Genomic DNA, 24,205 nt, shown 5'->3' with positions numbered 1-24,205 from the left:
CGTCAGCCGTTGAAGCGCGAGAACACCAGCGTCGCGTTGGTGCCGCCGAAGCCGAAGCTGTTGGACAGCACCGTGTTCATCGGTGCATCGCGGCGTTCGCGCAGGATCGGCATGCCTTCGGCTGCCGGATCCAGGTTCTCGATGTGGGCCGAGGCGGCGGCGAAGTTGTCGCGCAGCATCAGCAGCGAGTAGATCGCCTCCTGCACGCCGGCCGCGCCAAGCGAGTGGCCGGTCAGCGACTTGGTCGAGCTGATCGCCGGGATGTTGTCGCCGAAGACCTGCCGGACCGCGCCGAGTTCGGCCAGATCGCCCACCGGCGTCGAGGTGCCGTGGGCGTTGATGTAGTCGACCGGCGTCTTCACGTTGGCCAGTGCCTGCTGCATGCAGCGCACCGCGCCTTCGCCGGACGGGGCGACCATGTCGTGGCCGTCCGAGGTGGCACCGAAGCCGACCAGCTCGGCCAGGATGTTGGCGCCACGGGCCTGCGCGTGTTCGAGCGATTCGAGCACCAGCATGCCGCCGCCACCGGCGATGACGAAGCCGTCGCGGCTGACGTCGAAGGCTCGCGAGGCGCTGGACGGCGTGTCGTTGTACGAGCTGGACATCGCGCCCATCGCGTCGAACAGCAGCGACAGCTCCCAGCTTTCCTCTTCACCGCCACCGGCGAAGACGACGTCCTGGTTGCCCCAGGCGATCAGCTGGCCAGCGTGGCCGATGCAGTGCGCGCTGGTCGAGCAGGCCGAGGTGATCGAGTAGTTCACGCCCTTGATGCCGAACGGCGTGGCCAGGCAGGCCGAGACCGTGCTGCCCATCGTCTTCGTGACCATGAACGGGCCGACCCGCTTGATGCCCTTGGCGCGCAGCGTGTCGGCGGCCCAGACCTGGTTCAGGCTGGACGCACCACCCGAGCCGGCGACCAGGCCGGTGCGCGGGTTGGAGACCTGCTCGGGCGTCAGGCCGGCGTGCGCGATGGCCTGCTGCATCGCCACGTAGGAATACGCGGCGGCGTCGCCCATGAAGCGCATGGTGCGGCGGTCGATCGCGGCTTCCAGGTCCAGCGTCGGCCGGCCGCTGACCTGCGAGCGCATGCCCTTCTCGGCATAGGCGGGGTTGAAGGTCAGGCCCGAACGGCCTTCGCGCAGGCTGGCGGCGACCTCGTCGGCGTTGTTGCCGATGCTCGAGACGATGCCGTATCCGGTGACGACGACGCGGCGCATCAGAAATCTTCCGTCGAGGTGAACAGGCCGACCTTCAGGTCGGTGGCGGTGTAGATCTCGCGGCCGTCGGCGTACATGTGGCCGTCGGCAATGCCCATCACCAGCTTGCGTTCGATGACGCGCTTGAGGTCCAGGCGGTAGGTGACCTTCTTGACGCTCGGCAGAACCTGGCCGAAGAACTTGACCTCGCCGGCGCCGAGCGCGCGGCCGCGGCCGGGATTGCCGCGCCAGCCGAGCCAGAAGCCGACCAGTTGCCACAGGGCATCGAGGCCCAGGCAACCCGGCATGACCGGGTCACCCTCGAAGTGGCAGCCGAAGAACCAGAGGTCCGGGACGATGTCGAGTTCCGCCTCGATCGTGCCCTTGCCGAACTCGCCGCCGGTGTCGTCGATGCGGACGATGCGATCCATCATGAGCATGTTGGGCAGCGGCAGGCGGGCGTTGCCCGGGCCGAACAGTTCGCCGCGACCGCAAGCCAGCAGCTCGTCGCGGCTGTAGCTGTGGCGGCCCTGGTCACGTTGACTCTGGCCGGAGACGGCGGGCATGCCTGTGGACGGCATTTGAGGTGCATTCATGGTGGTCGACACTCGGGATGGGCCGGCAAATCGCAGGGACGGACCGGCTTTCAGGGGGCTTCGAAGGGGGCGCTGCGCGCAGCACGCGACTGTAGCGCGCCACATCGGCGATTCTCGGTCGTCACGGCGTCGGCGTGTCGATCGTTCTGGCGCCCGGCGCCGGGGAAGTTCCCCCAGTTGACGCAGGTCGCGGCGGTGTCATGCCGGCGCAGGGGTCCTCGCGCGGCTGGCGGGGGGTCTCGATGCGCCGGTCGTAGGGCGCCATGCCGGCCGGACCGGGCGGGTCGTCGCCGCCGGCCTCGACCAGCCCGACGACGCGCGTCTGCGCCGACAGCGCCGGCGCCAGCCAGCGCGGCACGCCCAGGTCCCGCCGGACGTGGCCGTTGCCCGCCAGCAGCACGACCATCCGCGGCGTCGCCTCGGCCGCCGCCGTGACGGCCCTGGCCATCGCCTGGTCGCGGGCGATCTGCGCGGCGGCCATGCGCCGGGCCATCGGCGCGTCGACCATGCCGCAGTGCGAGGCCTCGATCAGCCGGGCCTGTTCGGCCAGCAGCGGCTCGGGCACGGCGGCGTCAAAGCCTTGCGCGGCCAGACCTTCGCGGATGACGCGCCGGGCGGCGTCGCGCGAGACGTTGACGGCCACCAGCGGCAGGCCGTGCGACACGGCGCGCTCGATGTAGGGCCGGTAGAAGTCCCAGTCCCAGCCGGACATCGGTCCGTCGAGGGCGGCGATCCTGTCGGCGACCTGTTCGGCCGTTCCCCCGGAGCGCAGCCGGTCGATCTCGCCTTGCCGGTCCAGGTCGAGTTGTTCCATCAGCAGCGCCGGGCGCTCGCCGCGCGCCAGCAGGGCGTCCAGCGCCTTCAGCCGCATCGCGTGCTGCGCGGCGTTGTCATGCACCTCGCCGACCAGCCAGATGCGGCTCTCCGCCGGGTCGAGGTTCAGGGTGGACGGCGGCGTGGCGCAGGCCCCCAGCAGCAGGGCGAACAGGGGTGCGGCAAGGGCGGCAAGGCGTGTCATGAGCCGACGATAGCGCCGCCGCCTGGGCAGGTGTAAGCCAGACTGTAATCGGTCCAGATGAGAATGATTTGCAATTGAGAATAATTCGCATTAGACTGCAAAGCATGTCGGAAGCAGCACCTCCTACCCCCTCGCCGGACGCCTCGGCCCAGCCCCATGCGGCGGGTCCGGCCACCCGACTCGACGCCCCGCGTCGCCTGCGCAGCGTCGATCTGCTGCAAGGCGCCGACGAGGTGCTGATCGAGCACGAAGGTGCCTGCTACCGCCTGCGCCGCACCTCGCTCGGACGGCTGATCCTCACCAAATGAGCGCCGCCGCGTCGCGGCGCTGAACGTCTCACTCGCAGATTCGCGGCCCAGCCCATCGCCAGGTCATGTGTCGCCGGCCCGTCCAGGTCGTCGACCCCGCTTTTCGGATGTCAACCCGTCTTGTGGAAGCTGACCCATGGCCCCGGCCGATCACGTCTCGAACCGTCCTGAACACCGCGTCAACCGCAACCCCCGCACCGCCGCCTTGATGCCGCTGATGCCGCTCGGCGCCCTGGCCTGCGGCCTGGGCCTGTCCGGCGCGGCCTTTGCCGCCGACGACACGGCGGCCGAACCGGCCACGCTGCCGCGTGTCACCGTCACCGCCCCGGACGTGCCCGTGCAGGGCCGCGACAGCCTGCAGGTGACGCGCACCCGCATCGGCAAGTCCGAGCAGGACCTGCGCGACGTGCCGCAGTCGATCAGCGTCGTCACCGAACGCCTGATCGACGACCGCAACCTCGACACGCTCAAGCAGGCGCTGACGCAGACCGCCGGCATCACCTTCCTGGCGGCCGAAGGCGGCGAGGAGGACATCCGCCTGCGCGGCTTCTCGCTGCAGGCGACCGGCGACATCTTCATCGACGGCATGCGCGACCCGGCCTTCTACGACCGCGACTCCTTCAACTGGGACCGCCTCGAAGTGCTGCGCGGTTCGGCCTCGATGCTGTTCGGCCGCGGCTCGACCGGCGGCGCCGCCAACCAGGTCACCAAGCAGGCCTACCTGATGGACGAGGGCCAGGTCGACGTGACGCTGGGCAGCCACGCCTACCGCCGCGTCGTCGGCGACCTCAACGTCGTGACCGGCCAGGACGCCGCCCTGCGCCTGAACGCGATGGCGACGAAGGCCGACAGCGACGGCGCCGGCAACCGGCTCGACAAGCGCGGTCTGGCCGCCAACTTCCGCTGGGACGTCGGCCATCCGGACGAGTTCGGCGTGTCGCTCTACCACCTCGAGAACCGCAACGGCATCCACTACGGCCTGCCGTGGATCAGCCCGAGCGCCAGCGCCGCCGCGACCGACCGGACGATGAACGGCGCGCTCGACCCGAACGCCTACTACGGCATGGCCAGCGACCGGAATCACGGCAACGCCAGCACCGCGACCTTCGACCACCGCCACCGCTTCGACGCCGACACCTCGCTGAAGACCACCGTGCGGCGCGGCGTCTACAGCCGCGACCAGCGCGCCAGCACGATCCGGCTGTGCCAGCAGACCGCCAACCCGGCCTGCCCGACGGCGCAGCCCACGCTCGACACCTTCAGCGACGCGACCGTGTTCACGCGCGGCACGCAGCTCAAGATCCAGGACCTCGACACGCTGCATGCACAGAGCGACTTCAGCACCCGCTTCGAGGCGCTGGGCCTGAAGCACGAGTGGGTCAGCGGCGTCGACGTCGCCCGCGAGGAGAAGGTCGTCTATGCGGCCAGCACGCCGGCCGGCGTCAACCTGACCAAGCCGGTCACGAACGCCGGCACGCCCGATGACGGCGCCTGGATCGACGAGGACGCCCGTCTGCTGCGCAAGGGCAGCGGCTTCGTCAACCACAACATCGGCGTCTACGCCCAGGACCTCGTGACCGTGGCCCCTGGCTGGAAGCTGCTCGGCGGCCTGCGCCATGACCGCATGCGCGGCGACTTCGAGCAGATCGCCGCCACCGGCGCGGTGACGCGCTACCAGCAGTCGATCGGCGAGTTCAGCCAGCGCCTGGGCGTGATCTGGCAGCCGAGCGCGCTGCACAGCTTCCACGCCTCGTGGGGCAACTCGTACAACACCTCGGGCGACTCGTATTCGTACAACGCGCTGAGCGCCAACACCGCGCCCGAGCAGAGCATCAACACCGAGATCGGCGCGCGCATCGACAGCGAGGACCGCCTGTTCACGACCCGCGTGGCGCTGTTCCGCTCGGTCAAGACCAACGAGCGCAACACCGATCCGGACACCGCCGCGACCGCGCTGCTGCTGTCGGGCCGGCGTCACGCCACGGGGCTGGACATGGACGTCACCGGCCGGCTGGCGCGCGACTGGAGCGTCTACCTGTCGTGGATGTGGATCCCCGACGCCCGCGTCGACGTGGCCGCGCCGACCGCCACCACCTTCGGCAACCGGGCCGGCGACCGGCCTGGCCTGACGCCGAAACACAGCGGCTCGATGTGGGCCAGCTGGCAGGCGACACCCGCCTTGCGCGTGGGCAGCGGCGTCAACTTCCGCAGCGCCAGCACGCCGGCCGACCAGCAGGCGGCCACGGCGGTCACCTCGCCGGGCTACGCCACGCTGGAGCTGATGGGCGAATACGCCATTGAGCCCGATCGCTACCTCGTCAAGGCCAACCTCGCCAACGTCACCAACCGGCTCTACGGCGCCAGCCTCTACCGCGGCCACTACGTGCCCGGTGCCGGCCGCACGCTGCAGGTCACCGGCACCGTGAAGTTCTGAGGCCCGTCCCGCGCACCCGTCACCAGGGCATCCGATGCTGCTCCATGTCCCCCAGGTCCTGAGCGCCGACGAACTGGCGCAGGCCCGCGCGCTGCTGCTCGACGCCCCGTGGGCCGACGGCGGCGTGACGGCCGGCGTGCAGTCCGCCCAGGTCAAGAACAACCTGCAGCTGCCGCAGGCTCATCCGACCACCCAGGCGCTGCAGAAGCTCGTGCTGGCCGGCCTGAACCGGCATGTGACCTTCTTCTCGGCGGCGCTGCCGAAGAAGGTCTTTCCGCCGCTGTTCAACCGCTACGGTGGTGCGCACAACGCCTTCGGCAACCACGTCGACAACGCCGTGCGCTTCATCACCAGCGGGCCGCAGACGGGCCAGCGGGTCCGCACCGACGTCAGCTGCACGCTGTTCCTGGCCGACCCGGCCGACTACGACGGCGGCGAGCTGGTGATCGAGGACACCTACGGCAGCCAGCGCGTCAAGCTGCCGGCCGGCGACCTGGTGCTCTACCCGGGCACCAGCGTTCACCGGGTCGAGCCGGTCACGCGCGGGACACGCATCGCCAGCTTCTTCTGGATCGAGAGCATGGTGCGCAGCGACGAGCAGCGCCGCCTGCTGTTCGACATGGACCGCCACCTGATGCACCTGCGCCAGAGCGTCGGCGAGACCGATGCCGGCGTGATCGGGCTGACCGGGACGTATCACAACCTCTTGCGGCTATGGGCCGAGACATGAGCCCAGACCTGAGCCGAGACATGAGCCTCGACCTTCATGCCGACTTCAGCGACCCGCTCGGCCCGCGTGGCCGCGCCACGCTGGTGCTGGCCGCATTCGCCGCGCACCTCGCTGCCGCCGGCGCGCTGTGGCTGCAACGTGACGCGGTGCTGCCACGTGCCGAGCTGGCGTCGATCCAGGTCGACTGGGTGATGCCGGCTGCCACACCGCAGACGCCCTTGACACGCGCCCCGGCCCCTGTGCCGATCCGTCCGACGCGTCCCGTCGCCGCAGTACCCGCACCCGCACCCGCACCCGCCCCCGCCCCCGCACCGTTGCTGGCGGCGGCACCGTCGCCTGAACCGGCGCCGACGCAGGCATCGGCGCAGGCCGCCGCGCCGGTGGCCCAGCCCGTCGCCGCGGAGCCGACCGCGCCGACCGCCGCCAGCGTGGCCGCCGCAACGGCTTTGCCCCATGCACCGGCCGCACCGCGCCGGGTCACGCTGACCGCGACCGACTGGGTCCGCGCGCCGGTCTACGCCTATCCGCGCGAGTCGCTGCGGCGACGCGAGCAGGGCGTGGTCACCGTGCGCATCCAGTTCGATGCGCAGGGCCTGCCGCGCCAGGTCAGCCTGCTGCGCAGCTCCGGCCACGCCGCGCTCGACGCCGAGGCGCTGGCCAAGGCGCGCGAGTCGCGTGCCCGGCCGCGCCTGCAGGACGGCCTGCCCATCGAGTTCCTCGCCGACACCGAGGCCGAGTTCACGTTCTGAGCCTCACGAACGTCCCCGCATCCCTGACCTCCAGAGAAGTCGACATGACCCCGATCACGACCCTGACCCCATCCCCGACCCCGCTGGGCTTCGGCCACTTCATCGCCCAGTCCGATGCCATCGGCCTGACCCTGCTGGCGCTGCTGCTGCTGATGTCGGTGGCTTCCTGGGCGCTGATCCTCGTCAAGGGGATCGGCCAGGTGCTGCAACGCCGTCGCAGCCAGCGTTTCCTCGACTTCTTCTGGAACGCCCGTTCGCTGGAGGCGGTTCAGGGCGAGCTGCAGGTCCACGGCGTGCAGGAGCCCTTCGGCCACCTGGCCGCCCACGCCCTGCAGGCGCGCGACCACCACACCCGGCAGGGCGCCGCCCGGCTGGAAGAGGCCGGCAGCCTGCAGGACTTCATCACCCGCACGATCCGCAAGGTGCTGGACGAGGAAGGCACGCGGCTGGAGAACGGGCTGACGCTGCTCGCGACGATCGGCGCCACCGCCCCCTTCGTCGGCCTGTTCGGCACGGTCTGGGGCGTCTACCACGCGCTGATCGCGATCGGTCAGGGCGGTGCCGGCTCGCTCGACCAGGTTGCCGGACCGGTCGGCGAGGCGCTGGTGATGACCGGCGTCGGGCTGGCCGTCGCCATCCCGGCGGTCGTCGCCTACAACGCCTTCAGCCGCAGCAACCGCGTGCTCAACGGCCGGCTGGATGCCTATGCCTTCGAGCTGTTGACCTTCCTGTCGACCGGCTCGACGCTGGTGTCGGCCCGGCCGGCAAGCGTGTCGGGATCGGCCGCCGTGCCGGGCACTGTGCCGGTCGCGGTCGTGCGGCCCGTGGCGGCCTGAGCGGAGGGTCGCGACATGGCCTTCGCCAGCTTCGACCGCCGCAGCGCCAGCGCGCCGGTGGCCGACATCAACATGGTCCCGCTGATCGACGTGCTGCTCGTGCTGCTCGTGGTCTTCATCGTCTCGGCCCCGCTGCTGACCCACAGCGTGCGGCTGCGCTTGCCGCAGGCCAGCAGCCAGCCGCAGGCCGCCGAGGTCGTCGCGATCGACGTCTCGATCGACGTGCAGGGCCGGCGCCACTGGAACGGCCAGCCGGTCAGCCGCGACGAGGCCGTCGCCCGTCTGCATGCGGCCGGACGGCAGCAGCCGCAGCCCGAGATCCGCCTGAGCGCCGACCGCGACGTGGCCTACCGCCATGTCGCCGAGACGCTGGCCGACGCGGCCGCCGCCGGCCTGTCGCGCATCGGCTTCGTCAGCCAGCCGGAGGGCGGCTCGCGGTAGGTGTCGCAATAGGCGTCGCAACAGGCCTCGCAACAGGCGTCGCAACAGGCATCGCTATAGTTCCCCGAGGGCGGTCATGGCGATGCGCCACGGGAGCGGGTTGATGCAGGCGGGCAGGGCAGGAACGGTGGGTCACGGGCGCAGTCCCGGTCGGGAGGCGACGCGATGAAGGCGTTGCTGGTCGACGATCACGCGCTGTTCCGCGACGGCTTCTCGATGCTGATGGCCCAGCGCTTTCCCGCCGTCGAGCTGATCGGCGCCGCCGACATCGCCGAGGCCCTGCAGGCGCTCGCCGCGCACCCCGACATCGAGCTGGTGCTGCTGGACCTGGGGCTGCCCGACAGCCAGGGCCTGTCGAGCCTGCAGCGGCTGCAGGCCCCTGTCGGCGATGTCCCGCTGGTGGTGATGTCGGCCGACGAGCGGCCCGAGACCATCCTGGCCGCGATCGACCAGGGCGCCGCCGGCTTCGTGCCCAAGACCGCCCGGCTGGCCGAGATCGAGGGCGCCTTGCGCATCGTGCTGGACGGCGGCACCTACCTGCCGGCCGGCATCTACCGCGACCTCGTGCCGGTGACCGGCGCCGACGCCGATCCGCAACGCCTGCGCGAGGCGCGGCTCGACGCGCTGGGCCTGTCGCCGCGTCAGGTCGACGTGCTGCGGCTGCTGGTGGCCGGGCGTTCGACCAAGCTGATCTCGCGCGAGCTGGATCTGGCCGAGTCGACCGTCAAGACCCACCTGCTGGCGCTGTTCCGCAAGCTCGACGTCGGCTCGCGCACCCAGGCCATCGTGGCCGCCGCGCGCATGGGCATCACCTTCGACTGAGGTTGGCGACGTTGCCGGCCTGGCCGTCCTGCTGGGCGCGGATCTGCAGCAGCATGCCCAGCAGCGCCTCGGCCCGGAACGGCTTGTGCAGCACGGGGATGCCCTGCGCCTGCAGGCGCGCCAGCTCGTGGCCATCGGTGTCGCCGGTGATGACCAGCACCGGCACCGGGCCGGCGTAGCTGCGCAGCGCGTCGATCACGTCCATCGCGACCGAGCCGATCAGGCGCTGGTCGGTCACCAGGAAGTCGATGCCGCTGTGGCCGCGCGGGCGCAACGCCAGCCACTGCCGGAAGCTGGCCAGGCCGGCGTGCGACTCGACCGCCGCACCCCAGGCCGCCAGCCGGGCCGTGACGGCCGAGCGCACCTGCGCATCGTCGTCGACCAGCACGATGCGCCAGTGCCGCAGCGGCTCGCCGGGCGGTGGCGTGACCGGCGCAACCGGCGGCAGTGGCGCGGCCTCGGGCAGACGGATGCTGAAGCTGCTGCCCCGGCCGGGCTCGGAGCGCAGGCTCAGCGGATGAGCCAGCAACGCCAGCGAGCGCCGCACGATCGCGAGCCCCAGACCCAGGCCGGCATGGCCGTCAGCCGGGCTCGCGCCGCTGGCATGGCCGCCCTGCACGAACTCCTCGAAGATGTGTTCCTGCTGGTCGGCGGCGATGCCCGGGCCGGTGTCGATCACGCGCAGCTCGACCTGGCCGGCGCGCCGCCGTGCGGCCACCAGCACGCCGCCGCGTTCGGTGTAGCGCAGCGCGTTGCCGACCAGGTTGCGCAGCACCTGTTCGAGCATCACCGCGTCGCTGCGCACCGCCAGCCGGGTCGGCCGCAGCCGCAGCTTCAGGCGGCGCCGGCTGGCCGACTCGCCGGCATGCGGCGCGATGGCGTCGAACAGGCGCTGCAGCTCGACCGTCGTGACCCGCGGCTGGACCGAGCCGGCCTCCAGCCGCGAGAGGTCCAGCAGGCCCTTGAGCAGCGTCTCCATCGAGGCGACCGCATCGTGGACCCGGTCGATCATGCGGCGCTGGGTTGGCGCCTGGATGTGCTCGCGCAGCAGGTCGACCAGCAGGCCGATCGTCACCACCGGCTGGCGCAGGTCGTGGCTGGCGGCGCTCAGGAAACGCGACTTGCTCTGGTGCGCCAGTTCGAGTGCACGGGTCCGCTCGGTCACGCGTTCCTCCAGCAGGGCGTTGACCTGCTCGACCTGTTCGAGCCCGCGCACCAGCCGCTGCACCAGCGTCGACGCGAACACCGCGAAGACCAGCGGCAGCGCCAGCGGCATCCAGTAGTGCGCCATCACCGACAGCGCACCGCGCCAGGCCAGGTAGTCGTGCAGCGCCGAGCCGATCAGCAGCAGCAGCGAGGCCAGCATCAGCGCGCGCCGGGTCGAATGCAGCCGCCAGGCCCGCTGCGCGACCAGCGCCAGCGGCGGCACCACCGCCACCAGCACCAGCGGGTAGGTCCAGGCCCGCAAGGTGTCGGTCCAGCCGAACACGTTGGCCGGCACGCCCAGCACCATCAGCGGCACGTTCAGCGCCAGCAGCACCTGACGCCAGCGGTGCCGCGGCTGCTCGGCCAGCGCCAGCGCCAGCAGGCCCAGCAGCAGCGCGCTGAGGATCTGCGAGACATACATCAGCCCGTCGAACCACAGCCCCGGCTGGCTCGAATAGAACAGCGTGTAGGCACTGCCGCGCAGCGAGATCAGCAGCCACAGCAGGCCGAAGCCGGCGGTCAGGCCGTCCTGCCGGCGGCGTTGCCAGCCGTACATCAGCATGAACAGGCCCAGCGCGGTGCCGCCGCCGTTGAGGAACAGCGGCAGGGTGTGTTCGAGCAGCACCTCGTCGCGATGGCCGGGCGCGATCTCGGCGGCCGGGCCGAGCCGGATGTCCGACAGCCCCCCGCGCGTGCTGTGGCGCACCCGCACCTGCAGCTCGTTGTCGCCCATGCGCAGCAGGTCGGGCGGCAGCGGCATCAGCATCGGCACGCCTCGGCTGAGCGGCACGCGCCGGTCGACCGTGCCGTCGCCGTCGGCATGGCGACCGGGCTCGCTGCCGAGCGTGTCGGCCAGCAGGCTGCCGTTGAGGCGGATCTCGTGCAGGTCGGCCAGCCGGTCGATGCGCAGCGACCACGCCTGGCGCGGCGCGGCGGGCAGCGTGAAGTGCAGCTGGTAGACGCCCCGCCCGTCGGGCCGCAGGCCACGCGCACCCCAGGTGTCGGGCAGCTTGACCAGCTCGGGTTCGGTGCTGCGGCGTCCTTCGGCGATGAAGACGGCCTGGTTCAGCCACAAGGCCGATGGCGACGGGCCGGGCAGGGCCTGGACGGTGCTGGCCGCGAGCACGGTCAGGGCTGTCAACAGCCGCAGCAGGGCGGTCAGGAAGGGCAGGAATCGGTCGATCATCGGCGGCGCCGATGATCGCAGAGCGACCCGCGCGGGGCCGCCCTGGCGGGGCTCACTTCGGGTCGAGCTTCAGGATCCAGCCGACCAGCTTGCGGGCGTCGTCCTTGCCGATCGCGACCGCGTTCGGCGGCATCGCCAGGCCCGAGGCCTTGCCCTTCCAGTGGCTGTCATAGGGGTTGGAACCCTGCAGCACGGCCTTGGTCAGCGCGTCCTCGGCGCCCTTCTGGCCCTTGTACTTCTGCGCCACGTCACGCCAGGCCGGACCGATCGGCGGCAGGCCTTCGGGGCCCTTGGCGCCGCGCTCGACCGCGTGGCAGGTGGGGCAGCCAGCCTTGGCGGCGAGCTGGTGCGCGGCGTCGTCGCTCAGGCCGGCGGCCTGCGCAGTGGCGAAGGCGGTGGCGCCGGCCAGCAGCAGCGTGGCGTTGATGGCAAGGCGGTTCAGGGCATTCGTGGTCATGTTGACGCTCCGTTCTTCAAGGGAATGGCGTCAGCTTGAAGCCTGTCGGCCGGCCGCCTTTGAGCCGCGTCAAGTGCGACGGGCCTTTTGTCAACGTGGAGCAGCCGGGCGCGCGTTCGTCGCGTCGCTGCTGCACTGCAACACCAGTTTGGAACGCCGCGTTGTGGCGGCGTGGCACAGGGCCATCCGGGCGTCGATGCGTCAGGACGTCCGGTCCAGCAGCATCGCGTCGCCATAGCTGAAGAAGCGGTAGCGCTGCGCGATGGCGTGGGCGTAGAGCGCGTGCATGTGCGCATGGCCGGCGAAGGCGCTGACCAGCATCAGCAGCGTGCTGCGCGGCAGGTGGAAGTTGGTGATCAGCCGGTCGACCACGCGGAACGGGAAGCCGGGCGTGATGAAGATGTCCGTCTCGCGCGCGCCGGCCTGCAGCGGCAGGCCCTGCTCGGCGCTGTCGCGGGCGGCCGATTCGAGCGCCCGCAGCGTCGTCGTGCCGACCGCGACGACCCGGCCGCCGCGTGCCCGCGTGGCCTCGATGGCGGCCACCGTCGCGGCCGGCACATCAAACCATTCGCTGTGCATGCGGTGTTCGGCGATCCGCTCGACCCGCACCGGCTGGAAGGTGCCCGCGCCGACATGAAGCGTCACGCTGGCGCGGCCGATGCCACGTGCATCCAGGTCGGCCAGCACGCCCTCGTCGAAATGCAGCGCGGCCGTCGGCGCGGCCACCGCGCCGGGCGTGCGCGCGAACACGGTCTGGTAGCGGCGCGCGTCCTCGGCATCGTCCGCATGGGTGATGTAGGGCGGCAGGGGGATGTGGCCGCAGCGTTCCAGCAGCGCGAACACGTCCGACGGGAAGCGCAGGTGGAACAGCCCGTTCTCCGGCCCGCAGCGGCCCAGCACCTCGGCGCGGAAGGTGTCACCCGCATCGCTGCGGAACACCACGCCCTGGCCCGGCTTGGGCGACTTGCTGGCGCGCAGGTGGGCCCAGACCTCGTGCGTGCCGGCCGGGCCGACTGGCAGCACCCGCTCGACCAGCGCCTCGACCGAGCCGCCCGAATCCTTCGCGCCATGCAGCCGGGCGCGGATCACCTGGGTGTCGTTGAAGACCAGCAGGTCGCCCGGCGACAGCAGTGCGGGCAGCTCGCGGAAGATGCGGTCGACCGGCGCCGCGCCACGCCCGTCCAGCAGCCGCGACGCACTGCGCTCGGGGGCCGGGTGCTGCGCGATCAGCTCGGGCGGCAGCTCGAAGTCGAAGTCGGAAACCGTCAGGGTCGAGGTCAAGTTCGGGGTCAGGTTCGGATCGATCACGGCAAGTCTCTTGCGGCGGAGGGGCGACGGGCGGCAGAATATAACAAACGTTATAACCTGAGCGACCGCCCGGAACCCGCGTTCCGCCCCCTCCAGGAGCCCCGCCATGCATGCCCTCAAGCTCACCCAGATCGGCAACTCGGTCGGCGTCATCCTGCCCAAGGAGATGCTGGCGCGGCTCAAGCTGGAGAAGGGCGACACGGTCTATGTGACCGAGGCGCCGGATGGTGTCCGCCTGACACCGCACGACCCCGTCTTCGAGGCCCAGATGAAGGCCGCCCGAGAGGTCATGAAGTCGCGCCGGGCCGTGCTGCACGCGCTCGCCAAATAAGCGATGACCAGCGCCGGGCAGGGCTGGGTCTGGCTGGCCGCGAACGTGCTGCGGGCCGTCCACGACGAGCAGCTCGCCGAGCACGGTGGGGCGTCGGGCGAACGTGAGGGCGGACGTTTCGACGCCGCGCTGGCCCGGCCGCCACAGCTCGCCGCCGCCGGCCAGCCCGATGCCGCCGACCTGGCCGCCGCCTATGGCGTCGGCATCGCGCGCGGCCAGCCCTTCTGCCACGGCAACGAGCGCACGGCCCTCGTCGCGGTCGAGCTGTTCCTGATCCTCAATGGCCTGCGGCTGACCGCCGATGACGCCGCCAGCGTCATCACGCTGCTCGACGTGGTCGACGGCGATCTGGACGAATCCGACTTCGCCGCCTGGTTGCGCGTCAACATCGACCACCGTGCCGCCTGACTCGCCCACCCCCTCGGCCAAGCCGCTCAGCGCCCCGCAACGGGCGCTGCAGAAGCTCGGCCTGACGCGCGACATCGACCTCGCGCTGCACCTGCCGCTGCGCTACGAGGACGAGACCCGCCTGACGCCGCTGCTGGCCGCGCACGAGGGCGACACCGTGCACCTCGAAGGCATCGTGCGCGAGTCGCGCATCGAGCTGCGCCCGCGCCGCCAGCTGATCGTCAAGCTGGCCCTGCCCGATGACGACGGCGAGCCCGGCCTGCAGGGGCTGATCCTGCGTTTCGTGAACTTCTATCCCTCGCACCAGAAGACGCTGGCCGTCGGTGCGCGGGTGCGGGTGCGCGGGGAGCTGCGGCACGGCTTCTTCGGCCGCGAGATCGTCCACCCGAGCTTCCGCGCCGTGGCGCCCGGCGAGCCGATGGCGCAGGCGCTGACTCCCGTCTACCCGACCTCCGCGCAGCTGCCGCAGGCCTATCTGCGCAAGGCCGTGGCGGCGGGGCTCTCGCGTGCCCGGCTCGACGAGATCCTGCCGGCCGACATCCTGCCGCGTGGCGTGCCCACGCTGCGCGAGGCCCTGCACCTGCTGCACCACCCGACGCCCGACATCGGCCTGCACGCGCTGCAGGAACGCGAGCACCCGGCCTGGCTGCGCATCAAGTTCGAGGAACTGCTGGCCCAGCAGCTCTCGCAGCTGCAGTCCCAGCGCGAACGGGCACGGCTGCGGGCGCCGGCGCTGGCCTCGTCGCGCGGCGGGCTGGTCGACCGGTTGCTGGCGGTGCTGCCCTTCCAGCTGACCGGCGCGCAACGCCGTGTCGCCGAGGAGATCGCCGCCGACCTGGCCCGGCCGCAGCCGATGCACCGGCTGCTGCAGGGCGACGTCGGCTCCGGCAAGACCGTGGTGGCCGCGCTTGCGGCGGCGGTGGCGATGGACGCCGGCTGGCAATGTGCGCTGATGGCGCCCACCGAGATCCTGGCCGAGCAGCACTTCCGCAAGCTGGTGCAGTGGCTGCAGCCGCTGGGCATCGAGACCGCTTGGCTGACCGGCAGCCGCAAGGGCAAGGCCCGCGCCGCGATGGTCGAACAGGTCGCCAGCGGTGCCGCCAAGCTGGTCGTCGGCACCCATGCGGTGATCCAGGACGACGTCGTGTTCGCCCGCCTCGGGCTGGCCGTCATCGACGAACAGCACCGCTTCGGCGTCGCCCAGCGGCTGGAACTGCGCCGCAAGCTGGCGCTGGAAGCCGGCCGGGGCAGCGCCCACCCGCTGGAGCCGCACCTGCTGATGATGAGCGCCACGCCCATCCCCCGGACGCTGGCGATGACCTACTTCGCCGACCTCGACGTCTCGACGCTCGACGAACTGCCACCCGGGCGCACGCCCATCGTCACGCGCGTGTTCTCGTCCGACCGGCGCGAGCAGGTCATCGAACGGGTGCGCGACGAGGTCGCCAAGGGCAGCCAGGTCTACTGGGTCGTGCCGCTGATCGAGGAAAGCGAGGCGCTCGACCTGCGCAACGCCACCGAGACCCACGAACAGCTCTGCGCCGCACTGCCCGGCATCGGCGTGGGCCTGCTGCACGGCCGCATGAAGGCGCAGGACAAGGCCACCGTGATGGCCGAGTTCACCGCCAACCGCCTGCAGGTGCTGGTCGCCACGACCGTCATCGAGGTCGGCGTGGACGTACCCAACGCCAGCGTCATGGTGATCGAACACGCCGAGCGCTTCGGCCTCGCCCAGCTCCACCAGCTGCGCGGCCGCGTCGGCCGTGGCGCGGTGGCCAGCGTCTGCGTGCTGCTCTACACCGGCCCCCTCTCCCAGACCGGCCGCGAACGCCTGCGCGCCATGGCCGACACCACCGACGGCTTCGAGATCGCCCGCCGCGACCTCGAGATCCGCGGCCCCGGCGAATTCATGGGCGCCCGCCAAAGCGGCGACGCCCTGCTTCGCTTCGCCGACCTCGCCCAGGACGGCGACCTCCTCTCCCACGCCCGCGACGTGGCGCCTCAATTGCTGGACGAACAGCCGGCGATTGCGCAGGCGCAGATCAGGCGGTGGTTGGGGGGGAGGATGGAGTTCTTGAAGGCGTAGAGGGGGCGTGAACTTGTGCCAACCAATACAAGGGGGTGAGGCAGGCGGCGGCGTTCCGGTCGTGATGTTGTTGGCAGATATATCGATTCTCAAGGGCTCCTTGGCATACTCGACACAGCGAAACTGGAACTCAGTGCCAGTCAAGGGAGAGGACCATCGAGAGTCATGGAACTGATTGACAACATCACCCGTCTGCTGGGAGACGACCTCAAGGCAACGCTGAAGCCGAAGGCAAAGCTGAAGGTCGCCGCTTCGTGCTTCTCGATGTACGCCTTTGAGGCTTTGAAAGCTGAACTGGGAAAGATCGACGAACTCAGCTTCATCTTCACCTCACCCACTTTCACGGCCAGCGAGGTCACCGACAAGATTCGCAAAGAGCGCAGGGAATTCCACATCCCCAAGCTCGACCGCGAGCGCAGCCTGTACGGCAGCGAGTTTGAGATTCAGCTGCGCAACAAGCTGACGCAGCGGGCCATTGCCAAGGAGTGCGCCGATTGGATTCGCCGCAAGGCCCGGTTCAAAAGCAATTGCACCAAGGCGCCCATGCAGCCATTCGCCGTGGTTCAGGCCAATGGCGCAAACACGGCCTACATGCCGCTTCATGGCTTCACTGCAGTGGACTTGGGCTACCAGCAAGGCAACGCGGTGTCCAACTTCGTCAACAAGATGGACGAGCCCGCGTTTGCCGCCACCTACCTCAGCCTGTTCGACCAGATTTGGAACGACCCCGAGAAACTGGAGGACGTGACTGCGCAGATTTGCGAACACATTGCCTCGGTGTATCAAGAGAACTCGCCCGAAAGCATCTACTTCCTGATGCTCTACAACATCTTCAACGAGTTCCTGGACGAGATCGACGAGGACGTGCTCCCCAACGACCGCACCGGCTATCAGGACACGCTGATCTGGAAGAAGCTCTTCAACTACCAGAGGGATGCGGCCACCGGCATCATCAACAAGCTGGAAACCTATAGCGGCTGCATCTTGGCTGACAGCGTAGGCTTGGGAAAAACCTTCACCGCGCTGGCTGTCGTCAAGTATTACGAGCTGCGTAACAAGTCGGTTCTTGTGCTGTGCCCCAAGAAGTTGGCCGACAACTGGCTCAACTACAACCGCAACCTCAGGACCAACATCTTCGCCAAGGACCGTTTCAACTACGACGTTCTTTGCCACACCGACCTCAGCCGCACCAGCGGCGAATCATTCGGCACACCGCTGAACCGGATCAACTGGGGCAACTATGACCTCGTGGTCATCGACGAGTCCCACAACTTCCGCAACAACGACGCCTACAAGGACAAGGAGACGCGCTACCAGAAGCTGATGAACAAAGTCATCAAGGAGGGCGTGAAGACCAAGGTGCTGATGCTGTCGGCCACCCCGGTCAACAACCGATTTGCAGACCTACGCAATCAGCTGGCGCTGGCCTACGAAGGCGACTCCGAAATCCTCAGCAAGAAGCTCAAGACGGACAAGAGCGTCGAAGAAATCTTCCGCGGCGCGCAGACCGCGTTCAACAACTGGGCCAAGTTGCCCCCTGAAGAGCGCACTGCGCGCGCCATCCTCGACTCACTGGACTTCGATTTCTTCGAGCTGCTGGACAGCGTGACCATCGCACGCTCGCGCAAACACATCCAGACCTTTTACGACACCAAGGACATCGGCCAGTTTCCTGAGCGCCGCAAGCCCTTGACCTATCACGCCTCGCTGACTGCACGCACGGACGTGATGGGCTTCAATGACATCTTTGCCCAGCTGTCCTTGCTGAAGCTGGCGGTGTACGCACCGATCAGCTACATCCTGCCCAGCCGGCTCAAGAAATACGAAGAGGCTTACGACACCAAGGTTGCCAACAAACAGACCTTCAAACAGGCTGACCGTGAGACCGGCTTGCAGGCCTTGATGACGGTGAACCTGCTCAAGCGGCTCGAAAGCTCAGTCGAATCGTTCCGGCTGACGTTGAACGCCTTGCGCCGCAACCACCACGGCACCCTGGCGAAGATCGCCGCCTTCAACCATTCGGGCGCGTCAGCCAGCGTGGGTGACTTGACCGAGGTTCTGGCGAACCTCGAAGGCGACGACGACGAACTGCCCATCCTCGACGACCACACCGGAGATATCGGTGGCAAGGTCAAGATCAGTCTCGGAGACATGGACCTTCCCTCGTGGGAACGCGACCTGAAGGGCGACCTTGAACTCATCGACACACTGTTGGCCTCGATGAACAAGATCACGCCCGAGGACGACGCCAAGCTTCAACATCTCAAGGCGCATGTGCTGGAAAAGATCGCCAACCCGATCAACCCCGGCAATAGGAAGGTGCTGATCTTCACCGCCTTCGCAGACACAGCCGACTACCTCTATGCCAACCTCGCCCCCGTGCTGCAAGAAGCACATGGCTTGCACACCGCCAAGGTGACCGGCAAGGGCGCACCAAAGTCCACGCTGAAAAAGGGCTACGACTTCCAGGAGCTGCTGACGCTGTTCTCACCGCACTCCAAGGAGAAGGCCGTTGTGCTGCCAAGCGAGCCCGCCGAGGTCGATTTGCTGATCGGCACGGACTGCATCTCAGAAGGCCAGAACCTTCAGGACTGCGACTACCTCATCAACTACGACATCCACTGGAACCCCGTCCGAATCATTCAGCGGTTTGGCCGTGTGGACCGCATCGGTTCGCCCAATACCAGCATCCAGCTGGTCAACTACTGGCCCGACATCACCCTCGACGAGTACATCAATCTCAAGGACCGGGTAGAGAGCCGCATGATGATTGCGGACGTGACCGCCACGGGCGATGACAACGTGCTGTCCGCCCAGGCGAACGACGTGTCATATCGCAAGGAGCAGCTCCGTCGCCTGCAAGAGGAAGTCATCGAGCTGGAAGACTTGAAGACCGGTGTGTCCATCACCGACCTCGGCCTCAACGACTTCCGCATGGACTTGCTCAACTACGTCAAGGAGCATGGCGAGCTTGGCAACGTGCCCAATGGCATGCACGCCGTGGTGCCCGCCAAACCCGCCATGGGCTTGCACCCCGGTGTCATCTTCACGCTGCGCAATCTCAACACGGGCGTCAACATCAACCAGCACAACCGGCTGCACCCGTACTACCTTGTCTACATCGACCGGGCAGGCCATGTGGTGCACGACCATACCGAGGTGAAGCGCCTTCTGGACTTGGCTCGCACCTGCTGCAAGGGCCAGGACAAGCCCATCACCAACGTAACCCAGCTCTTCAATGACGAGACGGCCGAGGGGCGGCAGATGCAGGTGTACTCCGACCTGCTAGGTCAGGCCATCCGCTCCATGATCGAGGTGAAGGAAGAGAAGGACCTGGACAGCCTGTTCACCGGGGGCAAGACCACGGCGCTGACCAACACCATCTCTGGCCTGGACGACTTCGAACTCATCACCTTCTTGGTGATCCAGGAGCCCGAGTGAGCGCTCTATTCGCATTCCCCAAGCAAGCCGAAGTCGACCGCGTCCTGCCCAAGAACAAGATCTACGAACACAGTGGAGCAAACTCCAGACTGAAGGACTTGTTCGTGGATCAGGTCGAGCAGATCGTCTGGCGCTACAAGCTGGCTCCGGAGACCATCAACCTGGCCGCAAAGCCGGGCGTGCCGGAAATACAGGTCTTCGCGATCCAACTGAAGACGCCTGAACTGCATCACGACGTGCTCAGGTGCATCGACGGCGCCGTGCAGTTCCCCATCATCTTTGAACTGTCCCATGGGCAAGAGGAGACGGCCAAGAGTCGGGCAGTCGCCGCATACAAGCGGCCCGGCGAGACAGCCGTTCTGACTTGGGTTTGTTCCCGGTACTTTGAATCGCCTTGGTCGGCTGTGACTGAGGCGCGCACCGCGCTGCCGCTGGCGCTTGACCTCGGTGGCCTCTACGCGCAATTGCTCAGAACCTTGCTGCCACTCGAGGCCCGTCCCCTTGAAACCATAGATTGTCTCGTGCGCCGTGCGGAACAGGTGATCGTCAAGGAAAATGAAATCGCCAAGACTAGATTTCGCCTTGCGCAGACGAGACAATTCAATCGGAAGGTGGAAATCAATGGCCACTTGCGGAGCTTGTTGGAAGAATTGCAGGAGTTGAAATCTTGAAGTGCAAGGGAGTCGAAATCAAATGAAGATTCAATCTGTACGTATTCAGAACTTTCGCACATTGAAGGATGTGACCATTCCATTCGACATGGTCACGACCTTCATCGGACCCAACGGGGCGGGAAAATCGACCGTCCTTCGTGCTGTCGATTGGTTCTTCAATGGCAAGGCCGGGCAGTTGACCGACAAGGATTGTTCATTTGGTGCGGTGGACCAGGATATCGAAGTGCAAGTCACTTTCGATAACCTGACGGCCAAGGATCGTGAAGCCCTGGGGAAATATGCTCCGGAAGGAGTCTCGACATTCACTGCGTGGAAGTGTCGAAAGCCGGACGGCACTGAAAGTCTGTCGGCGAACTCGAAGAGTTATCCCCCGTTCAATGCCATTCGTTTGAAGTCGGCGGCAAGTGAAAAAAAGGCTGCGTACAACGAACTGCGCGCTTCGAGTCCGGAACTGGGATTGCCTGCGTGGACCAGTACCGAAGCTGCCAGCCAGGTGATGACGGCGTGGGAAACAAGTCACATCGATTCGCTCGCTGAAGCCCCCGAGACGTTGTTGACCAACTTCTTTGGATTCAACAGTGGCGGCAAGATGAGTGGTCTGTTTGACTTCGTTTTGGTCACTGCGGACCTCCGCGCAAGTGAAGAGTCCATCGATGGAAAGTCGAGCATCATCGGCAGAATCCTGGAGCGATCTGTCGATCGAACTGCGGCCGATGTTGAAATCGCCCGGATCGTCGAGGAATCGCGGATCAAGCAGCAAAGGGTTTATGAGGAAAAGTTCTCCGGTCAGCTTTCCGAGATCACCACAAAACTCAATGAAGTGGTGAGTTCCTACGCGCCGGGACGCGTCATCACAGTCGCCCCGGCAGAGGTCGAACTCAAGGCCCCGCGCACTACCTTCGAGGTGTCCGTCATCGATGGGCAGAACGCGACGGCCGTCGATCGACAAGGGCATGGTTTTCAGCGCACGATTCTGATATCCGCGCTGCAACTCCTGGCGCAGTCCGGAGCAGCGTCTGCTGAAGGGGTCATTTGTCTGGCGATCGAGGAGCCGGAGCTTTATCAACACCCTATCCAGGCCCAGGCGTTCGCGAAGGTTCTCAGGTCACTTGCTGAGGACGCCGGGAAGCGCATGCAGATCACCTACGCCACGCACAGCCCGTATTTCCTGGAGCCGCGCTACTTTCATCAAGTCCGACGCCTGACACGATCCTATGACCGCGACCCACCGGTTTCCATCCATCATGCCACCGTGGCGGACGTCAAGAAGAAGCTGAATGGTGTAATGGATGGCGGTAAGGTCGAACGTCAACTTGACGGCGTCTTCTCGGATCAACTGGCTGTAGCGCTATTCTCCAATCGCGCATTCGTCGTTGAAGGTACAACGGAATGCGCGATCTTCTATGGCCTGGGTGACAGGGAGGCTTTTGGTTCGCTAGAGGCGTCCGGCGTATCCATCGTACCGGCCAACGGCAAGTCATTCATTCCACTCGTCCACGCCATCCTGACTTCTATGGGAATTCCTGTGTATGTCTTGTTTGACGCTGATCGAGGTTTCGCGGACCGACCTCCGCGGGCTGGGAAGAAAAAGGATATCGAAGGCGAGCGAAAGGGGCATGTCGCGGCAAATCACACCTTGCTGAAGTACTTTGATCGTCGCCCTGAGGATTTCCCGCCAGGTCAGGTGGCGAACGATTTTGCAGTATTTGATGACCATCTGGAGTCGTTTCTTGAAACAGAGTGGCCTGAATGGCGCGCTGCCTGCAAGAACATTGAAGATGCTGCTGGCATCAACCTATCAAAGAACCAGCTCGCATATCGCAAAGCAACGCTGGAGGCCGAAGGCGTTGTTCCCGAAATGCTTCAGCAGATTCTCGTCAACGTTCGGGGCTTGGCCAAGTCGGGTTGAGTTGGCTTGAATGCCGAACGCTTTTTGCTGATCAAGCGCCGCCGATTCAAATGTGTCTGGGCGGACGATAAATATCTATTGATTCGATTGCCAATCGAAGGATTTCCATGGACAAGCTCAAAATGCACTCCCTCGACCTGGTTCAAGAAAACATCGCGCGACTCCGCGATCTGTTTCCGGGTTGCGTGACAGAGGCTAAAGGCGAAGATGGGGTGTTGAAGCTTTTAGTGGATTTTGATCGGCTTAGGAGTGAACTGATAGGTGTTTATGTTGAGGGATCGCCGGAAAGATTTTCGCTGACGTGGCCTGGTAAGCGGGAAGCTTTACTTCAGGCTAATTTGCCGATTGCAAAGACTCTGCGTCCCAGTCGCAAGGAAAGTGTTGAGTTTGATTCGACGCGCAACCTCTTTATCGAAGGCGATAACCTGGAGGCATTGAAGTTGCTCCAAGAATCTTACCTTGGCAAGGTGAAGCTTATTTACATTGATCCGCCATACAACACTGGGAAAGACTTTATATACAGGGATGATTTTAGTTCCGAATCTGGCGACTACCTTCGAAATTCCGGTCAGACTGATTCAGAGGGTGGAAGACTTGTAGCCAATACCGAGGCTAACGGTCGCTTTCATTCTGACTGGCTGTCCATGATCTACCCGCGCCTGAAGCTTGCTCGCAATCTGCTTCGGGATGATGGGGTAATCCTTATCTCAATCGACGACAACGAGGCGGATAACCTCCGCAAGGTTTGCGGGGAAGTGTTTGGCGAAGAGAATTTTGTGGGCCAGATTGTCTGGCAACGGTCCAAGAAGGGCGATTCGAAGCTGATTGCCAAGGTCCACGAGTACATTCTCTGCTACGTCCGGGACAAGGACTCGGTGCTTGCCAATGGGCCCTGGCGCCGACCGAAAGAAGGCGCCGATCTCGTACTGGCGAAGTATGCAGAGCTGCGAGCCAGCCTAGGAAGCGACCACGAGGCCGTCCGGGCAGAAATGCAGGCTTGGTACAAGCAACTTCCGAGTGAAGATCCTCGCAAGGCCCACAAGCACTACAACTGGTCTGATGATCGCGGACTGTACTTCGCAGATAACTTTGCTGGCCCGGATGACGGCCGTGAGTCTCGGCCACGCCACGACATCCTGCACCCAGTCACCGGAAAGTCATGCAAAAAGCCGTCAACAGGTTGGCGGTGGGACGAGGAAAAAACCAAATGGGCCCTTGCGCAGACACCACCGCGTATTCACTTTGGGCCTGACGAGACGACGATCCCGACACGCAAAAGCTACCTGTTTGAGATCGACAGCGAGCCGTACTCGTCCGTGTTCTACCGTGATGGCCGTTCCGCGACGCTTGAAGTCGAAGAACTCGTCGGCAAAGGCTGGTTTCCTTTCCCGAAGAATACCGATGTCCTGACCGAGCTGATTGAACTGGTTACCAACCCCGACGACATCATTCTTGACTTCTTTGCCGGTTCAGGCAGCACAGGGCATGCGGTCATGAAAGTTAACAGGGCGAAGGGGTCCAAACGACGATTCATCCTGGTACAGATTCCCGAGGAAACAGGGCGTACAGGCTTCGCGACGATTGCCGATATCACAAGAGAGCGTCTGCGAGAGGCCGGAAAGAGAATTTCCTCTGGCGGTGCCATCGGTGCCGGGGACATCGGCTTTCGGGCATTGAAGATTGATGCATCGAACATGGCCGAAATCTTCTATTCACCCGATATGTTGGAGAAACCCAACCTCGACATGTTCGTCGACAACATCAAGCCGGATCGGACTCCTGAAGACCTGCTGTTCCAAGTAATGCTCGATTGGGGCGTTGACCTTGCGCTGCCCATCGACAAGCAGGCCATTCAAGGCAAGGATGTGTTCTTCGTGGACAGCAATGCGCTGGCTGCCTGTTTCGACGGTCATGGCGGAGTCGATGAAGCGTTCGTGAAGGAACTGGCCAAGACGCAGCCGCTGCGCGTGGTGTTCCGCGATGCGGGATTCAAGAACAGTGCGGTCAAGATCAATGTAGAACAAATCTTCAAGCAGTTGTCGCCATCTACCGACGTGAAATGCATCTGA

Annotated in this window: 20 protein-coding genes; 14 read left to right on the top strand and 6 right to left on the bottom strand. The window is 66.3% G+C overall.

The features are described from left to right. Window positions 1-2: 2 nt before the first annotated feature. The 3 genes from fabB to ACWA7K_RS11805 form a co-directional block, all read right to left on the bottom strand. Window positions 3-1,217: a beta-ketoacyl-ACP synthase I gene (fabB, locus tag ACWA7K_RS11815; protein WP_456161603.1), complete on the bottom strand. Its 1,215-nt coding sequence runs from the start codon at window positions 1,215-1,217 to the stop codon at window positions 3-5. Next, complete coding sequence (gene fabA / locus ACWA7K_RS11810; RefSeq protein WP_456168788.1) at window positions 1,217-1,762, bottom strand: 3-hydroxyacyl-[acyl-carrier-protein] dehydratase FabA; 546 nt, start codon at window positions 1,760-1,762, stop codon at window positions 1,217-1,219. The genes fabB and fabA overlap by 1 nt, the downstream gene beginning before the upstream one ends. A gap of 151 nt (window positions 1,763-1,913) precedes the next feature. Further along, the gene (locus ACWA7K_RS11805) at window positions 1,914-2,810 is read right to left on the bottom strand and encodes a ChaN family lipoprotein (RefSeq protein ID WP_456161602.1); all 897 of its coding nucleotides are present in this window, start codon (window positions 2,808-2,810) and stop codon (window positions 1,914-1,916) included. A 104-nt stretch (window positions 2,811-2,914) separates the two neighbouring features. Here ACWA7K_RS11805 and hemP point away from each other — a divergent pair, with 104 nt between their 5' ends. From hemP to ACWA7K_RS11770, 7 genes are all read left to right on the top strand, one after another. Next, window positions 2,915-3,118, top strand: a complete 204-nt coding sequence (hemP, locus tag ACWA7K_RS11800; RefSeq protein WP_456161601.1) for a hemin uptake protein HemP — start codon at window positions 2,915-2,917, stop codon at window positions 3,116-3,118. 136 nt (window positions 3,119-3,254) lie between these two features. After that, window positions 3,255-5,552, top strand: coding sequence for a TonB-dependent receptor (locus ACWA7K_RS11795; protein ID WP_456161600.1), 2,298 nt, complete (start codon window positions 3,255-3,257; stop codon window positions 5,550-5,552). A gap of 34 nt (window positions 5,553-5,586) precedes the next feature. Continuing rightward, window positions 5,587-6,282: a Fe2+-dependent dioxygenase gene (locus ACWA7K_RS11790; protein ID WP_456161599.1), complete on the top strand. Its 696-nt coding sequence runs from the start codon at window positions 5,587-5,589 to the stop codon at window positions 6,280-6,282. A gap of 20 nt (window positions 6,283-6,302) precedes the next feature. After that, complete coding sequence (locus tag ACWA7K_RS11785; protein ID WP_456161598.1) at window positions 6,303-7,031, top strand: energy transducer TonB; 729 nt, start codon at window positions 6,303-6,305, stop codon at window positions 7,029-7,031. Between the two features lie 44 nt (window positions 7,032-7,075). Beyond that, on the top strand, window positions 7,076-7,867 hold the full coding sequence (locus tag ACWA7K_RS11780; RefSeq protein WP_456161597.1) for a MotA/TolQ/ExbB proton channel family protein: 792 nt from the start codon (window positions 7,076-7,078) through the stop codon (window positions 7,865-7,867). A 15-nt stretch (window positions 7,868-7,882) separates the two neighbouring features. Continuing rightward, the gene (locus tag ACWA7K_RS11775) at window positions 7,883-8,308 is read left to right on the top strand and encodes an ExbD/TolR family protein (protein ID WP_456161596.1); all 426 of its coding nucleotides are present in this window, start codon (window positions 7,883-7,885) and stop codon (window positions 8,306-8,308) included. Window positions 8,309-8,473: 165 nt separating this feature from the next. Next, complete coding sequence (locus tag ACWA7K_RS11770) at window positions 8,474-9,130, top strand: LuxR C-terminal-related transcriptional regulator (RefSeq protein ID WP_456161595.1); 657 nt, start codon at window positions 8,474-8,476, stop codon at window positions 9,128-9,130. On the opposite strand, the gene ACWA7K_RS11765 is transcribed toward ACWA7K_RS11770, so the two are convergent. From ACWA7K_RS11765 to queA, 3 genes are all read right to left on the bottom strand, one after another. Next, window positions 9,117-11,522, bottom strand: coding sequence for an ATP-binding protein (locus ACWA7K_RS11765; protein WP_456161594.1), 2,406 nt, complete (start codon window positions 11,520-11,522; stop codon window positions 9,117-9,119). The genes ACWA7K_RS11770 and ACWA7K_RS11765 overlap by 14 nt on opposite strands. Before the next feature lie 52 nt (window positions 11,523-11,574). After that, a complete protein-coding gene (locus ACWA7K_RS11760; RefSeq protein WP_456161593.1) occupies window positions 11,575-11,979 on the bottom strand; it encodes a c-type cytochrome in 405 nt (134 codons plus the stop codon). Window positions 11,980-12,180: 201 nt separating this feature from the next. Next, window positions 12,181-13,260, bottom strand: a complete 1,080-nt coding sequence (gene queA / locus ACWA7K_RS11755) for a tRNA preQ1(34) S-adenosylmethionine ribosyltransferase-isomerase QueA (protein WP_456161592.1) — start codon at window positions 13,258-13,260, stop codon at window positions 12,181-12,183. Window positions 13,261-13,393: 133 nt separating this feature from the next. Here queA and ACWA7K_RS11750 point away from each other — a divergent pair, with 133 nt between their 5' ends. From ACWA7K_RS11750 to ACWA7K_RS11720, 7 genes are all read left to right on the top strand, one after another. Continuing rightward, a complete protein-coding gene (locus ACWA7K_RS11750) occupies window positions 13,394-13,618 on the top strand; it encodes an AbrB/MazE/SpoVT family DNA-binding domain-containing protein (RefSeq protein WP_456161591.1) in 225 nt (74 codons plus the stop codon). Between the two features lie 3 nt (window positions 13,619-13,621). After that, entirely contained in the window at window positions 13,622-14,026 is a 405-nt protein-coding gene (locus ACWA7K_RS11745) for a type II toxin-antitoxin system death-on-curing family toxin (protein ID WP_456161590.1), read from the top strand. Then, window positions 14,016-16,112: an ATP-dependent DNA helicase RecG gene (gene recG / locus ACWA7K_RS11740; protein WP_456161589.1), complete on the top strand. Its 2,097-nt coding sequence runs from the start codon at window positions 14,016-14,018 to the stop codon at window positions 16,110-16,112. Before ACWA7K_RS11745 ends, recG begins: the two co-directional genes overlap by 11 nt. Before the next feature lie 165 nt (window positions 16,113-16,277). Then, window positions 16,278-19,553 carry a helicase-related protein gene (locus ACWA7K_RS11735; protein WP_456161588.1) on the top strand — a complete coding sequence of 1,092 codons (3,276 nt, stop codon included), beginning with the start codon at window positions 16,278-16,280 and terminating at the stop codon, window positions 19,551-19,553. Continuing rightward, the gene (locus tag ACWA7K_RS11730; protein WP_456161587.1) at window positions 19,550-20,224 is read left to right on the top strand and encodes a DUF4391 domain-containing protein; all 675 of its coding nucleotides are present in this window, start codon (window positions 19,550-19,552) and stop codon (window positions 20,222-20,224) included. The genes ACWA7K_RS11735 and ACWA7K_RS11730 overlap by 4 nt, the downstream gene beginning before the upstream one ends. A gap of 22 nt (window positions 20,225-20,246) precedes the next feature. Next, on the top strand, window positions 20,247-22,136 hold the full coding sequence (locus ACWA7K_RS11725) for an ATP-dependent nuclease (protein ID WP_456161586.1): 1,890 nt from the start codon (window positions 20,247-20,249) through the stop codon (window positions 22,134-22,136). Window positions 22,137-22,243: 107 nt separating this feature from the next. Continuing rightward, window positions 22,244-24,205 (top strand): site-specific DNA-methyltransferase, encoded by a 1,962-nt coding sequence (locus tag ACWA7K_RS11720; protein ID WP_456161585.1) that lies wholly within the window; start codon window positions 22,244-22,246, stop codon window positions 24,203-24,205.

It is taken from the genome of Leptothrix mechoopdaensis (SeqCode) (genome assembly GCF_053893855.1).
This window is presented reverse-complemented; position numbering and strand designations above follow the sequence as displayed.

Coding starts and splice junctions, on each gene's coding strand:
- ACWA7K_RS11775 (WP_456161596.1), top strand. CDS start 7,883: ATGGCCTTCGCCAGCTTCGACCGCCGCAGCGCCAGCGCGCCGGTGGCC.
- hemP (WP_456161601.1), top strand. CDS start 2,915: ATGTCGGAAGCAGCACCTCCTACCCCCTCGCCGGACGCCTCGGCCCAG.
- fabA (WP_456168788.1), bottom strand. CDS start 1,762: ATGCCCGCCGTCTCCGGCCAGAGTCAACGTGACCAGGGCCGCCACAGC.
- ACWA7K_RS11760 (WP_456161593.1), bottom strand. CDS start 11,979: ATGACCACGAATGCCCTGAACCGCCTTGCCATCAACGCCACGCTGCTG.
- ACWA7K_RS11745 (WP_456161590.1), top strand. CDS start 13,622: ATGACCAGCGCCGGGCAGGGCTGGGTCTGGCTGGCCGCGAACGTGCTG.
- ACWA7K_RS11750 (WP_456161591.1), top strand. CDS start 13,394: ATGCATGCCCTCAAGCTCACCCAGATCGGCAACTCGGTCGGCGTCATC.
- ACWA7K_RS11790 (WP_456161599.1), top strand. CDS start 5,587: ATGCTGCTCCATGTCCCCCAGGTCCTGAGCGCCGACGAACTGGCGCAG.
- ACWA7K_RS11805 (WP_456161602.1), bottom strand. CDS start 2,810: ATGACACGCCTTGCCGCCCTTGCCGCACCCCTGTTCGCCCTGCTGCTG.
- fabB (WP_456161603.1), bottom strand. CDS start 1,217: ATGCGCCGCGTCGTCGTCACCGGATACGGCATCGTCTCGAGCATCGGC.
- ACWA7K_RS11785 (WP_456161598.1), top strand. CDS start 6,303: ATGAGCCTCGACCTTCATGCCGACTTCAGCGACCCGCTCGGCCCGCGT.
- ACWA7K_RS11725 (WP_456161586.1), top strand. CDS start 20,247: ATGAAGATTCAATCTGTACGTATTCAGAACTTTCGCACATTGAAGGAT.
- ACWA7K_RS11770 (WP_456161595.1), top strand. CDS start 8,474: ATGAAGGCGTTGCTGGTCGACGATCACGCGCTGTTCCGCGACGGCTTC.
- ACWA7K_RS11795 (WP_456161600.1), top strand. CDS start 3,255: ATGGCCCCGGCCGATCACGTCTCGAACCGTCCTGAACACCGCGTCAAC.
- ACWA7K_RS11780 (WP_456161597.1), top strand. CDS start 7,076: ATGACCCCGATCACGACCCTGACCCCATCCCCGACCCCGCTGGGCTTC.
- ACWA7K_RS11765 (WP_456161594.1), bottom strand. CDS start 11,522: ATGATCGACCGATTCCTGCCCTTCCTGACCGCCCTGCTGCGGCTGTTG.
- ACWA7K_RS11735 (WP_456161588.1), top strand. CDS start 16,278: ATGGAACTGATTGACAACATCACCCGTCTGCTGGGAGACGACCTCAAG.
- ACWA7K_RS11720 (WP_456161585.1), top strand. CDS start 22,244: ATGGACAAGCTCAAAATGCACTCCCTCGACCTGGTTCAAGAAAACATC.